The sequence below is a fragment of the Maricaulis sp. W15 genome, from assembly GCF_001924955.1.
Lineage (GTDB): Bacteria > Pseudomonadota > Alphaproteobacteria > Caulobacterales > Maricaulaceae > Maricaulis > Maricaulis maris.
Genome location: NZ_LQXG01000019.1, coordinates 263,645 through 275,481, shown reverse-complemented (window position 1 = coordinate 275,481; position 11,837 = coordinate 263,645). Strand labels below are relative to the sequence as shown.

General features: G+C 62.6%; 15 protein-coding genes. 7 read left to right on the top strand and 8 right to left on the bottom strand.

Features of this window, described 5'->3' with window-relative positions; all coding sequences use genetic code 11:
* Window positions 1-577 precede the first annotated feature (577 nt).
* The 5 genes from AWH62_RS14180 (at window position 578) to AWH62_RS16885 (ending at window position 3,821) form a co-directional block, all read left to right on the top strand.
* The gene (locus AWH62_RS14180) at window positions 578-805 is read left to right on the top strand and encodes a ribbon-helix-helix protein, CopG family (protein ID WP_075191139.1); all 228 of its coding nucleotides are present in this window, start codon (window positions 578-580) and stop codon (window positions 803-805) included.
* An 8-nt stretch (window positions 806-813) separates the two neighbouring features.
* Window positions 814-1,218, top strand: coding sequence for a type II toxin-antitoxin system VapC family toxin (locus AWH62_RS14175; protein WP_158025636.1), 405 nt, complete (start codon window positions 814-816; stop codon window positions 1,216-1,218).
* A 117-nt stretch (window positions 1,219-1,335) separates the two neighbouring features.
* Complete coding sequence (bla, locus tag AWH62_RS14170; RefSeq protein WP_083635213.1) at window positions 1,336-2,052, top strand: subclass B1 metallo-beta-lactamase; 717 nt, start codon at window positions 1,336-1,338, stop codon at window positions 2,050-2,052.
* Window positions 2,049-2,903, top strand: coding sequence for an S-formylglutathione hydrolase (gene fghA / locus AWH62_RS14165; RefSeq protein WP_233128336.1), 855 nt, complete (start codon window positions 2,049-2,051; stop codon window positions 2,901-2,903). Before bla ends, fghA begins: the two co-directional genes overlap by 4 nt.
* A gap of 132 nt (window positions 2,904-3,035) precedes the next feature.
* Window positions 3,036-3,821, top strand: coding sequence for a hypothetical protein (locus tag AWH62_RS16885; protein ID WP_143743070.1), 786 nt, complete (start codon window positions 3,036-3,038; stop codon window positions 3,819-3,821).
* An 84-nt stretch (window positions 3,822-3,905) separates the two neighbouring features.
* On the opposite strand, the gene AWH62_RS14155 is transcribed toward AWH62_RS16885, so the two are convergent.
* Window positions 3,906-4,352 (bottom strand): hypothetical protein, encoded by a 447-nt coding sequence (locus AWH62_RS14155; RefSeq protein ID WP_075191135.1) that lies wholly within the window; start codon window positions 4,350-4,352, stop codon window positions 3,906-3,908.
* A gap of 104 nt (window positions 4,353-4,456) precedes the next feature.
* The gene (locus AWH62_RS14150; RefSeq protein ID WP_075191134.1) at window positions 4,457-4,699 is read right to left on the bottom strand and encodes a hypothetical protein; all 243 of its coding nucleotides are present in this window, start codon (window positions 4,697-4,699) and stop codon (window positions 4,457-4,459) included.
* A gap of 299 nt (window positions 4,700-4,998) precedes the next feature.
* On the opposite strand from AWH62_RS14150, the gene AWH62_RS14145 reads away from it, so the two are divergent.
* Entirely contained in the window at window positions 4,999-5,613 is a 615-nt protein-coding gene (locus AWH62_RS14145; protein WP_075191133.1) for a hypothetical protein, read from the top strand.
* Window positions 5,614-5,637: 24 nt separating this feature from the next.
* Here AWH62_RS14145 and AWH62_RS14140 read toward each other — a convergent pair whose 3' ends face one another.
* The 4 genes from AWH62_RS14140 to AWH62_RS14125 form a co-directional block, all read right to left on the bottom strand.
* Window positions 5,638-6,216: a DNA-3-methyladenine glycosylase I gene (locus AWH62_RS14140; RefSeq protein WP_075191132.1), complete on the bottom strand. Its 579-nt coding sequence runs from the start codon at window positions 6,214-6,216 to the stop codon at window positions 5,638-5,640.
* Window positions 6,217-6,337: 121 nt separating this feature from the next.
* Window positions 6,338-6,568, bottom strand: a complete 231-nt coding sequence (locus tag AWH62_RS14135; RefSeq protein WP_083635212.1) for a hypothetical protein — start codon at window positions 6,566-6,568, stop codon at window positions 6,338-6,340.
* A 68-nt stretch (window positions 6,569-6,636) separates the two neighbouring features.
* Complete coding sequence (locus tag AWH62_RS14130) at window positions 6,637-7,278, bottom strand: isochorismatase family protein (protein ID WP_075191131.1); 642 nt, start codon at window positions 7,276-7,278, stop codon at window positions 6,637-6,639.
* Window positions 7,279-7,333: 55 nt separating this feature from the next.
* Window positions 7,334-8,221 carry a pirin family protein gene (locus tag AWH62_RS14125; RefSeq protein ID WP_198928900.1) on the bottom strand — a complete coding sequence of 296 codons (888 nt, stop codon included), beginning with the start codon at window positions 8,219-8,221 and terminating at the stop codon, window positions 7,334-7,336.
* A 96-nt stretch (window positions 8,222-8,317) separates the two neighbouring features.
* Here AWH62_RS14125 and AWH62_RS14120 point away from each other — a divergent pair, with 96 nt between their 5' ends.
* Complete coding sequence (locus tag AWH62_RS14120) at window positions 8,318-9,229, top strand: LysR substrate-binding domain-containing protein (protein ID WP_075191130.1); 912 nt, start codon at window positions 8,318-8,320, stop codon at window positions 9,227-9,229.
* Window positions 9,230-9,277: 48 nt separating this feature from the next.
* On the opposite strand, the gene AWH62_RS14115 is transcribed toward AWH62_RS14120, so the two are convergent.
* Complete coding sequence (locus AWH62_RS14115; protein ID WP_255371590.1) at window positions 9,278-10,720, bottom strand: PAS domain-containing methyl-accepting chemotaxis protein; 1,443 nt, start codon at window positions 10,718-10,720, stop codon at window positions 9,278-9,280.
* Window positions 10,721-10,959: 239 nt separating this feature from the next.
* Entirely contained in the window at window positions 10,960-11,781 is an 822-nt protein-coding gene (locus AWH62_RS14110) for a folate-binding protein YgfZ (RefSeq protein ID WP_075191128.1), read from the bottom strand.
* Window positions 11,782-11,837: the final 56 nt, after the last annotated feature.

Sequence of the window (11,837 nt, the reverse complement as noted above, 5' to 3'; positions counted from 1 at the left end):
TCAGGATGACGGTTTTTGAAGCGCAGGGCGGGGATAAACGCCCACTTTTCTTCCCCACGAGTGGGGAAGAAGGGGCGATGGGGCCGAGCGAGTCTTATCCTGGTGTCATCCCGGACGCAGGCCCGGCTCCGAGCCGGGCGGAGATCCGGGACCCATTGTCACGAAAGCTGGCCGCACCGGGCTGATGGGTCCCGGGTCTTCGCCCTGATCAAGTCAGGGCTCCGCCCGGGATGACAAGCCAGGGGTGGCCGGTGAGTGGATCCGCGTCGTCAGCGCCGGATTCTGCCGCAAACTGCCAAGCCCCGACCCTCGCAAACCAAAGCACATTTTTCCCGGCCGCAGCCCCGCAAAAGCGGGGCGGAGAGCCGGGACCAACCAATCTGTCCTGCAAGTGATGAGTCTCGCGTCGGTCCCGGATGGCGCGGCGCGCCTCCGGGAAAATGAGAGGGATGGAACAGGATTTTCTCCCCACGAGGTGGGGATGTGGACCGAGGCAAGGCCTCGGCGCAGACGGCGCGAGGACCCGACTTTTCTGCCACCTCTCCGCGTGATATCATCACGCTATCAGGAGGCGGTCATGGGCCAGGTCATCATTCGCAATCTTGACGACGCGGTCGTCGCCAGCCTCAAACGCATGGCGGCGCGGGATGGCAAGTCGCTGGAGCAATTCCTGCGGGAGGTGCTCGAGGAGCGAACCTATCGCGACAAGGAGACCTTTCTTGAATTCGCACGGGGCGTTCGCGAACGGTGCCGTCCCAGCGACCTCGATCCGACAGACCTGATCCGCGAGGACCGGGACCGTTGAGACCGGCTGTGTTCGATGCCAGCGTCGCCGTTCGGGCGTTTCTGCCTGTGCCGGGCAACGACCGGGCCGAAGCGGCCATCAGGTCCTACGCCATGGTCGCGCCGGCCCTGATCGTGACCGAAGTGGCGAATACGATCTGGAAGTATCATCGCAGGGGCGACATGGACCGCGGGACCTGTCTGGAGGCGATCCGGCATTTCGCGCCATACCCGGAATTGCGGCCGGACATCTCGCTGCATACCGAGGCCCTGGAGATTGCCTGCGAGCAGGACCATCCGGTCTATGACTGCCTTTACCTCGCCCTCGCACGTCGCGAGGGCTACCCTCTTCTCACCGCCGACAAGCGCCTGCTGGCCCTGGCCCGGGAACGGCTGGACCTGGCGGCGATCGGGCTGGACGAGGTCGAGGTCTGACACCCGCTTCATCGATTGCGGACCTTGATCCGCGGCGCTTTCACACAATTTCTCCCGCCGAGCCTTGGACCGGCCCCATTCCCGCGCCAACTTGCCGCCAGCAAGAGGGGACACAGCATGAAAATCCTGATCCTGGCCGCGATGCTGTTCGCGGCCCAGCCCGAAGCGACACCGCCGCTCGAGATCGAACCGGTCACCGAGGGTGTTTGGCGCCATGTCAGCTATCAGCGTCTGGAGGCGATCGGGCCCTATCCGTCGAACGGGCTGGTCATCGAGGCCGGTGTCGGCCTGGTCCTGGTGGACACGGCCTGGGGCGCGGCGGAGACTGAACGCCTGCTGGACGAGCTGCAGCGCCGTTTCGGCCGGCCGGTCATCGCCGCCATCGCCACCCACGCCCATGAGGACCGGGTCGGCGGGGCCGATGTGCTCGCCGCTGCCGACATCCCGGTCTACGCCACGCCGGACATCATCGCCGCGGCCGAGGCGCGCGGCCTGCCGGTGCCGTCCCATGCGCTGGGGGAGACCACGCCGCCGGCCCTGATGGTGGCCGGGATCAGCTGGTTCGCCGCCGGCGCCGGACATGCGACGGAAAACATCGTCGTCTATCACGCGCCCAGCCAGACCCTGTTCGGCGGATGCTTCCTGCGCGACGCTGCGGCCCGCGGACTTGGCTATACGGCCGATGGCAATGTGCCGGGCTGGCCGGCGGCGGTCGAACGCGTCCGCGCTGCCTATCCCGATGCCATCCACGTCGTGCCGGGACATGGCCTGCCGGGTGGACCGGAGCTGCTCGATCACACAGTTTCGCTGCTGGAAGAAAGGACATCGCCATGACCCTGACCCCCGATATTAGGTTGGTATCCAGCTGGGCCTCCTTCGACGGCACGCTGTCCGTCCATGACCATGACAGCGAGGCCTGCCACGGCCCGATGCGTTTTGCGGTCTATACTCCGCCCCAGGCCAGGAAGGGTCCGGTGCCGGTGGTCTGGTATCTCTCCGGCCTGACCTGCAACTGGTCGAATGTGATGGAAAAATCCGGCCTGCAGCGCGTCGCCGCCGAGCTGGGCCTGATGGTCGTCGCGCCGGACACGTCACCGCGCGGCGAGGATGTCGCGGACGACGAGGCCTATGATCTGGGCCAGGGCGCCGGCTTCTATCTCGATGCCACCGAGCCGCCCTGGACGCCGCATTTTTCCATGGAGACCTATATCGCCCATGAATTGCCGGCCCTGATCGGCTCGCAATGTCCGGCCGATCTGGAGCGCCAGGGCATCATGGGTCATTCCATGGGTGGCCATGGCGCGCTGACCCTCAATTTCCGCCATCCCGGCCGTTTTGCCTCGGTCTCGGCCTTCGCGCCGATCGTCGCGCCGACGAAAGTGCCCTGGGGGCAAAAGGCGCTGAAAGCCTATCTCGGTGATGAATGCCCGGCCTGGGGCGAGCATGATGCCTGCGAGCTCGTCAAGCGCCAGCCGAGCGACCAGATGATCCTGATTGACCAGGGCGAGGCCGACCAATTCCTCGACGAGCAATTGCGTCCGGACCTCTTCGAGGCGGCGTGCCGGGAGGCGGGGCAGTCCGTGACCGTCCGCCGCCATCCCGGCTATGACCATTCCTACTGGTTCATCGCCAGCTTCATCGAGGACCATTTGCGCCATCATGCCAAGGCGCTGGGCGTAGTGTAACGATGAGCCTTGGCTGAAACCGGGGCAAGCGGGGCAGGTGCGCTCATTGACGTGTGGAGCGAGCCGAGTTTTTTCGGGCTTCGAAATTCGCTCTTCTTTGTTTGCCTACCGCGCTAACGGACTTGAATTGAAATGAATATTAGCATCTCAGGATTGTCGACTCCGGAGGTTGGGGCTGAACTGGCCGAAATCTGCGAAAAAATTCAACACCGTTTGGGGGAAGTTCAGGGTGTTTTATGCAACAATATTAGCGCACTGGACTTGGTTTCTGTAGTTGTATCTAATAAAGTGCATTCAATTAAAGATGATTGTTGGTACAGTCCGTCGGATGGGGAGTTGGGTAGTTCGGTCTGTATTGATTATCAGGCATATGTCAGCGCAGAAAAGTCCGTCAAATATGGTCTGATCGGTAAGGCATTAAGGCAGGCTCTGTCCAATATTCCCCTTCGACAATTGCCCTCCGAGGTGGCGGCGATAGTCGATGCCAAATTGTACGGGGCGATTGTCCAGCTGTCGGGCTTGTCGGACGAAGAGCTCGAAAAACTGGTCTTTGGGAAGACGGATACAGTCAGCGAAATCGCCTTCATTACCAGAATTTATGTCCAATGGCCCTTTCCGGCAGATCGAAAATTACTACGCGCGGCTGATCGAAAATTCTTGAAGCGCGGAGCGCTGGATTCAAAAAGTCTTCTGTTTGCCCTTACACGGGTCGGATTGGGCAATTTCACCCTCGATGGATGGGATGTCGGTGCCGACAGAATTACCTTTTTTGTCGATACGGGCGCGTTGGAACAGGTTGCGGGGGCTGTACATGCAGCGGTCTGCGATGAGCTTCTGCCCGAGGGCGCGATCGTTGCGCAGTCGGTGCGCGATGGTTGGCAGATCGAGCTCGGGGACGCCGGCTCGTTCCGGTTATAAGAAGGCCGGAAAAACAGGGACACACCTATTTCAGGCCAAAAATGGAGTGTGTCCCTGGTGTTTGCCTGCTTTTCAGATGCCGCCTCAGCGCTGGCCGATCTCGGACACTGACAGCGTGGCTTGGGCGTATTCGCCCTGGCGGTAGGAGCCGACCCAGACCGAATAGGCGCCGGAGCCCGGATTGCCGATCGTGATGGTCGGGTTGAGGCCCGGCCCGCTGTCATCATCGCAATAGAATTGCCCGTTCGGCGCTTGCACGATCAGCGTCGTGTCGGCCTGCGAGGTCGCGGAAATCGTCAGATTGTAATTGCCGGCGGAGTAGTAGACGGCAAAATCAACCGCGTCGGCGACCCAGCCGGTGCAATTGGTGAACAGGTTGCGGGCAGAGATCGCACCGCCTGATGTGATCGTGGTGCGATAGGGGTCCGGGGTGAAGCCGGCCCGCAGATTGACCGAGCCGAAGGTCTGGGCCGACGCTGACCCGTTGATGATAAGGCAGGCCAGGCCCGCAATGATGGCAAGTCTCTTCATGGAACGCTCTCCCTGTCCGTTTGAAGTGGGCAGAAGAAGGCCATGAGCGCGCCGGGCCCGGTATCCCCGGTTTCGGGGAGGGATGGCGCCAGGAGGGCCTCGCCCTAAAACGGATCGCGGCGATAATCGTCCGGGCGTTCGACGCGGTGGCGGGGGCGCATGTCCTCGTCGCCATCACCATCATCGCAAATCCATTCGCCCGGCGCGGCCGGGTCGTGCGGACCGGCGGGACGGCATTCGCCGGCGCCCAATTCTCCGGCGGACGGCAGATTCGGGTCGCGTCCCTTTTCCAGCCAGGCACAGCCGGACAGGGCGATCGCGGACAGACAGACAAGTATGAGGCGCATGACAACGCTCCGATGCGGGCTCCCCAGCCGGCGCATGGGCGTGAGTTTAGCGGGTGGGAAGGAGGGGGCAAGTCTGTTGCAGGAGAGGCGCCGCCGCGCGGTCTCCGCCATAATCTCCTTGTCAGCCAGCGGATACGGCCAACTCCCGGCAAGGGATATATGGCGGGGTGTGCGCCGGGGCGCGGGCGTTGGCAGGACGCGGCTCTAAGCAATCCTTTCCCTTCCTTTGCCCCGACAATCTTCCATCCGTGTCGTTTCCGGCGCATCATTTGCTATCTTGCCAGGCTGGGGGACAGAAGATGATGCGGATAATCCTGATCGCGGGGCTGATGGCCCTGACCACCGCGACCGCCGGGGCCCAGCAGCAACCCTATTTCTGCCCCGCCCCGGAAGATGTCTGGGTGATGGACAAGGAATTCCCCGACGCGCCGGCCTGGCGGTATGAGGCGCGGGTGCGGGGGAATGCGCTTGGCGCCGATTCAACAGATTTCCGTCGCCAGAGCCGACCCGTCCGGGTCCCGACGCGCCCGGCCTCGAGCGTGCGTGGCCGGGCGCCTTCCACGACGCAAAACCGGCCAATCGTTGCGCCCATGCTGACCCATGCCCGCGCTGTCGGCGTGGACGCCAATCCCTTCGTGTCAAATCCCGACATGCCGCCGGTGATGGCAGCGCTCGAATGGGTGGCGGCGGAGGCCGGGCAATTCGGATCGGTGTGTCGCTACAGCTTGCAGGATGGCCAGCCAGGCGGCCGCAACGCCACCGCGACCATCCCGATCAACCGCCGCGACTGCGAAGCGCAACCCGGAACGATGGTCTGGCGTCATGACAGCCAGGTGAGCGGCTGGTCCTGCGACGCGTCGCGGACGGACTGCCTCTTTTTCTGCGCGGCCGAGGCGGTGCTGGAAACTTGGTAGCGGTGGGTGTGGGCGGACACCCGCCTACCGCACCAGCTGCTTCACCGCCGCATGCCGCGGACACGTCACTTCGTGGTCATTGACCATCCCCACCGCCTCCATGAAGGCGTAGACAATCGTCGGCCCGACAAACTTGAATCCGCGCTTTTTCAGGTCTTTCGAGATGGTCTCTGACAGCGCCGTCTTGGTCGGCACTTCGGCGAGGCTGGCATAGGCGTTCTGGATCGGCGTGCCGCCGACGAAGGCCCACAGATAGTCGGCGAAATCCTCGCCGTTTTCGCGCATCGCGATATAGGCGCGTGCATTGCCGATGGCGGCGTCGATCTTGGATTTCGAGCGGATGATGCCGGGATCGGCGAGCAGGCGTTCGCGGTCGGCATCGGTATAGGCGGAGATCCGGTCCGGGTCGAAACCGTCAAAGGCCGCGCGCATGGTCTCGCGCTTGCGCAATATCGTGATCCAGGCGAGGCCGGCCTGGAAACCGTCCAGCAACAACTTCTCCCACAGGGCGCGGCTGTCATACTCCGGCACACCCCATTCGGTGTCGTGATAGGCGGCATAGATCGGATCGGGCGTATTCACCCAGGCGCAGCGCTGGTTCATGGATGGGTCCTTCGATGGTCCGAACCAGTGCAGCCTGTTCGGAGCGGCCTGCCAAGTCGCATTCTCAGGGACTGTTGCCAGGGTTGTGGCAGGAGGCGGCCATCCTGCCGAGGCGACGGCGCTACCGCTTCATCCAGCCGTCGAAGACACGCATGAGAACGGGCATGATGGCGTACATCATCAAAGGGACGATGAGGGCGACGGCGAGGATCGTCACAATCAGCTTTTCGCCCGGCAGAAGCCGGAAAAGCGCCTCGGGAATGAAATACACCGGCGCCAGCAAACCGACGAAGGTGAGAAACGCGATTTTGTAGCGGGGCGGCGCTTGGCCAGTCGGGGAAGACGGCGTCATTGGACCCTCCATTGCGGGGAGAAACAGGCGTGGCGGGTAGACACGTCCATACCCACCACGCTCTGCAGCTAAGACAGCAGGCCGGAGCCTTGCACGGCTGCACTCGCGCGGACCTGACCGACGAGATTTGCCCAGTCCATGTCGAGACTTTGATAGACGTGACCGGCTTGCGGCACGGCGTTGTCGGCCAGGATTTCGACCATCAGGCTGGCGCCGTCCGCGACGACGACACCGCTTTGCACGAGGCGCATCAGCCCCGTCTCGCGCTTGGTCATGTTGAACGTCCCGCTGGCATCAACGGCGACATAGGCCTCGAAGCCTTCGCGCACGGCTCGCATGGCGGGAAAGGCCGCGCAAACTTCCAGTGAAACGCCCGCAAATATGAGTTTCTTGCGGCCGCTCGCCCGGATCGCGGCTTCGACACGCGGATCATCCCATGCATTGACCGTGGTGCGGTCAATGAAGTCCTGGTCTGGCAGCGCCGCTGTCAGCTCGGGAAAGGCCGGGCCCCAGAGCGTATCGGCCGAAGTCGTGGTCGTAATGATCGGCAGTCCGAGAGCCTTGGCGGCTTTTGCGAGGCCGACCACATTGTGTTTGAGCTCGGCGACGGAGTAGTCGCGGACTCCGGTGATCAGACCGACCTGATGGTCGACCAGCACAAGCGCGGCATTCTCCGCAGTGAGGGGTTCAGGGTTCAGGATATGGGTCATGGCGTTCTCCTTTGATTGAAGCCGTTGAAAGCGCCAGAATTGGCTGGGTGGGATTTCAGTCGATCGCGCCAAGCTGGCCGGCCGCGTAGGCCGCCTGCACGGCCTCGATTTCCTGGGCGGTGCTCATCACGAATGGGCCCTGTTGCACGAAGGTCTCGCGCACGGGCTCGCCTTGCAGAAGGACAAGATGCGCACCGGCGTCACTTTGAACGCGTACCGAGGGGGCATTGGCATGGCTTCGAAGCGCGATGGCGGTGCCCTTGTCCAGGATGGCCCAGGTGTCGCCCGCCTGGAGGCGCGCCTCGCCATCAACCACCAGCAGCCATGACGCCTGCCGTGTCTTGCCGAGCTGCGTGAACGCTCCGCCCGCTTGCAGGTGGATGTCGAGGATCGTCAGCGGCAGCGCCGGAGAAGATGCCCCGATGACACCATTGCTCTGCCCCAGCACCACACGTACACGGTGCTTGTCGCCTGTGATGATTGGCATTTCGGCGGTAGGAACATGAAGAGAGGCCGGCGCGTCCGCCTTGTGCTTGGCAGGCAGGTTCACGAAAACCTGCAAGGCATGGATCCTGGCCCCCGGTCTTGGCGCCTCGTCATGGACCGCGCCTCGACCCGCCTTGAGCCAGTAAAGGTCCCCGGGCGCGATCTCGAAATCATTACCGAGCGAATCGCGATTGTGGAATTGCCCTTCACTGTCCTCGAACAGAATTGACACCGCAGACATGCCGGCGTGGGGGTGAGCGCCGAAGGTCGGCTCGGTCATCACAAAATGATCCACCATGACCAGCGGATCCATCACCCCGTCGAAGCGATCCTGCTTGAAGCTCAGGGCCTCAAATCCGTCACCGATGACAAGTGGGCGCCCACGTACGGGCCGGGAAATGTCGAGTCCGATCCGCTCTTCATCGTCCAGGGTTTGGGTTGGCATATTGGTCTCCATCTGTTGCGAATGGAGATATCAGCGGAACGATCACGATAAAAAGTGGCGATAATGGAAACTATCGTTCTATAATCAGAACGATAAAGGGGCCGGGTCATGGATTTGAATGACTATTATTATTTCGTCCACGTCGTGGAGAAGCGCGGTTTTGCCCCGGCCGGACGGGCGCTCAATGTTCCAAAGTCGAGGCTGAGCCGGCATGTGCAACAGTTGGAGGATCGCCTGGGCACGCGATTGATCCAGCGGACCTCCCGCCAGTTTATTGTCACCGATGCCGGCGAAGCCTTCTATCGCCACGCGCGGACGGCCCTGGATGAAATCGAGGCCGCTGAATCCGCCGTTCGCCGCCGGGCGAATACGCTGTCCGGCACGGTGCGCCTGTCGTGCTCGGTCGGCGTTGCCCAATTTGCCCTGTGCCGAGCCGTCGCGGACTTCCTGTCGGACAATCCCAAGGTCCGCATCATCCAACAGGTCACCAATCGAACGGTCGACCTTGTCGAGTCCGGATTTGACATGGCGATCCGCGGCCATATCGATCCGCTGCCGGATTCAAGCCTGATTCAAAGCCGCCTGGCCACGGTGACATGGCGCTTGTTCGCGGGGCACGCCTATCTGGAACAGAATGGCACCCCCTCTCGGCCGGAGGCGCTTGAGGGGCATGTCGGGTTGAAGCTGGGCTGGCGTCCGGACGTCGCGCACTGGACGCTCAGCAGCCCGCAAGAACCCCAGATCACAATTCCGTTCGAGCCACGGCTTTGCAGTGATGACATGGTCACCCTGAAACACGCGGCCGCTGACGGGCTGGGGATTGTCGCACTGCCGGACTATGTCTGCCGCGACCTCATTGACGCAGGCCTGCTGGTGCCGATTCTGCCAGATTGGACAGCCGGGGATGCCCGGCTCAGCCTCCTCTTGCCCTCCCGGCGAGGCCTGCCGCCCGCAGTAGAAGCCCTTGCAGGCTTCCTGCGCGAGAATATTCAAGAGATCGTGTCACCGGCGGCTGGCTAGCGCTGCCCGGGCGGCAGTAACTGGTGCCGCGTGCCCCGTTTCCCGGTATCAGACCATGGCCGAGGCGGCTGTCTGGAGATTGCGGGTCGCGCTGTCGATGGAGCGGCTGGTCTCTGCAAACTCGGCGATGCCGTCATTGATCGAGGCAACGCCGCTGGCGACCTGCTGCATGCTGGCGGACAATTCCGAAGTCACTGATGTCTGCTCTTCGGTGGCCCCGGCAACCGAGGTGGTGACTTCGTCGATCTCGCTGATCGTCGCGCTGATCTGATCGATGGCGCTGACCGCCTGGTCCGTCGAGCTGCGCATGGTCTCGATCTGGTCGGAAATCTTGTCCGTCGCGGAAGCGGCCTGGGTGGCCAATTCCTTGACCTCGGAGGCGACCACGGCAAAGCCCTTGCCGGCCTCGCCGGCACGGGCAGCCTCGATGGTGGCGTTCAGGGCGAGAAGATTGGTCTGTTCGGAAATCCCGTTGATCAGGGCAACAACATCGCCGATCGATTTGGCGCTTTCCGACAGTCCGCCAATGATTTCATTGGTCGCGCGCGCGGTTTCCACGGCATTGGCCGTCACTTCGGTGACCCGACCCAATTGTTGGGTGATCTCGCCGGCCGCGGCGGCCAATTCCTCGATTCCGGCGGCAATCTCCTGCACGCCCATACTGGCCTGCTGGCTGGTGGCCGACATCTCGGTCGAGCGATTGGTCGACTGGGTCACGCTGGCGGCGATGCCGGTTATGTCGCGCTCGACTTCCTGCAGGGCGCGCTCGCGGGCCTGGCGCTGTTCGACATCGGCGGTGATGTCGGTTGCGAACTTGACCACGCGCATGATTTTGCCGGTCGGATCGAAGATCGGATTATAGCTGCCCACGATCCAGACCATCTTGCCATCCTTGCCGATGCGGCGAAACTGGTCGGATACGAACTCGCCGGCATTCAGCTTGGCCCACAAGGCGCGATACCCATCGGAATCCCGCGCATCGGCCTCGACAAACATGGCGTGTTTCTGGCCGATGATTTCCGATTTCTCATAGCCCATGGTCGAGAGGAAAGCGGCATTGGCGCTGATGATCGTGCCGTCGAGCTCGAATTCGATCACGGCCTGGGTCCGGTCGATGGCCGCAAGCTTGCCTTGTTGGATGAATTGGCAAGTCTTCTCTTCGGTCACATCGGTGGCAAATTTGATCACCTTGCGGACGGACCCGTTATCCGCGAAGACCGGATTATAGGTGGCGCGGATCCAGACTTCCGAGCCGTCCTTGCCGAAGCGTTTGAACTCGTCGGAGACGTGCTCGCCGGCGGCCAGCTTGTCCCAGAAGGCGGTATAGGCCTGGCTCGCTGTCTCTTCGGGGGCGACGAAAATCCGGTGGTGCTGCCCCTTGATCTCGTCCAGTCGATAGCCTGTCAGAGCGAGAAAATTCCGGTTCGCTGTCAGGATATGACCATCCGGCCGAAATTCGATGATCGCCATCGATGTGTCCAGGGCAGACATGATGGCCTGGGATTCGGATGAATTCTTGCGAGTGGAGCCAAACATCAATACTACCCTGTGTTGAGTGGAATGTATTTATTTATGCAGGGAATAGGACGTGAAAGGCTTAATCGCGAGTTAATTTTAGGGTTATTATTGTTTCTATACTTATAGATAGGCTTCGATTTTTTGCCATCGGTGGGTGCGAGTGCGGGGTCGTTCCGGGTTCTGTTATCAAACCGAAATCAGCTGTTCTTGACCTAGACTTTCTGTGCCGCTTCCAGGTCGGCCCAGAATTCATCCGGCACCACGATCGTGGCTTCCTGTCCGTCGGCTTCGCAATAATGCTCGGCGGCGCGCAACCGGTCGAGGCGGGCGAGGATGACGGCGTGGTGGCCAAGACTGGCGCTGATGGCTCCGACCGTCGTCGGCCCGGCCATGACGGCGGTGCCGGGCGGTGGGGCCTCGGCGGCGAAGGTGGCGGGCAGGGACCGTTTGCGGATCGTGCCGCGGCGTTTCATGCGGCTGACGACTTCCTGGCCGATGAAACAGCCCTTCTTCCAGCCAACTCCGCCGAAAGCATCCAGATTGACGTCGGTGGGGAAGACGTCCGCCTCGCCATAATCGCGTCCGAAGGCGGGCACGCCGGCCTCGATCTCGAGTCGGTCAAGGGCGCGCACTTCGCTGCCGCTCTCTCCGATGCCGCGATGCACGCGGCCGGCGAGGCGCGGGTCTTCGGCGCTGCCGGGGAAGGGCGAGGTTGACCAGACGGCGATCAGATCACTGTTGAGCACGATCTCGGCCTTGGCCCGCAGTTTGAACAGGGTCAGCCGCTTCAGCAGCATGTCGGCGGCGGCTGCCGGCACGTCCAGCCAGATCGTTTCGCCGTCGGCGAAGACCAGGAAATCGACCATGATCTTGCCCTGCGGCGTCAGCAGGGCACCGGGGCGGCACTGGCCGGCAGTAAGGCCGGTGACATCGGCGGTGATGATCCGCTGCAGCAGGTCGCGGGCATCGGGACCGGCGACCGACAGGATCTGACGGTCGGGCAGGATGAAGGGCAGGGGGGCGGGCTGGTTCATGGTGTCGATATGGCATTGCGCCCGTCTCTGGCCAAGCCCTTCGCGGCGCGCTATCT

Coding starts and splice junctions, on each gene's coding strand:
- AWH62_RS14180 (WP_075191139.1), top strand. CDS start 578: ATGGGCCAGGTCATCATTCGCAATCTTGACGACGCGGTCGTCGCCAGC.
- bla (WP_083635213.1), top strand. CDS start 1,336: ATGAAAATCCTGATCCTGGCCGCGATGCTGTTCGCGGCCCAGCCCGAA.
- fghA (WP_233128336.1), top strand. CDS start 2,049: ATGACCCTGACCCCCGATATTAGGTTGGTATCCAGCTGGGCCTCCTTC.
- AWH62_RS16885 (WP_143743070.1), top strand. CDS start 3,036: ATGAATATTAGCATCTCAGGATTGTCGACTCCGGAGGTTGGGGCTGAA.
- AWH62_RS14155 (WP_075191135.1), bottom strand. CDS start 4,352: ATGAAGAGACTTGCCATCATTGCGGGCCTGGCCTGCCTTATCATCAAC.
- AWH62_RS14150 (WP_075191134.1), bottom strand. CDS start 4,699: ATGCGCCTCATACTTGTCTGTCTGTCCGCGATCGCCCTGTCCGGCTGT.
- AWH62_RS14145 (WP_075191133.1), top strand. CDS start 4,999: ATGATGCGGATAATCCTGATCGCGGGGCTGATGGCCCTGACCACCGCG.
- AWH62_RS14140 (WP_075191132.1), bottom strand. CDS start 6,216: ATGAACCAGCGCTGCGCCTGGGTGAATACGCCCGATCCGATCTATGCC.
- AWH62_RS14135 (WP_083635212.1), bottom strand. CDS start 6,568: ATGACGCCGTCTTCCCCGACTGGCCAAGCGCCGCCCCGCTACAAAATC.
- AWH62_RS14130 (WP_075191131.1), bottom strand. CDS start 7,278: ATGACCCATATCCTGAACCCTGAACCCCTCACTGCGGAGAATGCCGCG.
- AWH62_RS14125 (WP_198928900.1), bottom strand. CDS start 8,221: ATGGAGACCAATATGCCAACCCAAACCCTGGACGATGAAGAGCGGATC.
- AWH62_RS14120 (WP_075191130.1), top strand. CDS start 8,318: ATGGATTTGAATGACTATTATTATTTCGTCCACGTCGTGGAGAAGCGC.
- AWH62_RS14115 (WP_255371590.1), bottom strand. CDS start 10,720: ATGTCTGCCCTGGACACATCGATGGCGATCATCGAATTTCGGCCGGAT.
- AWH62_RS14110 (WP_075191128.1), bottom strand. CDS start 11,781: ATGAACCAGCCCGCCCCCCTGCCCTTCATCCTGCCCGACCGTCAGATC.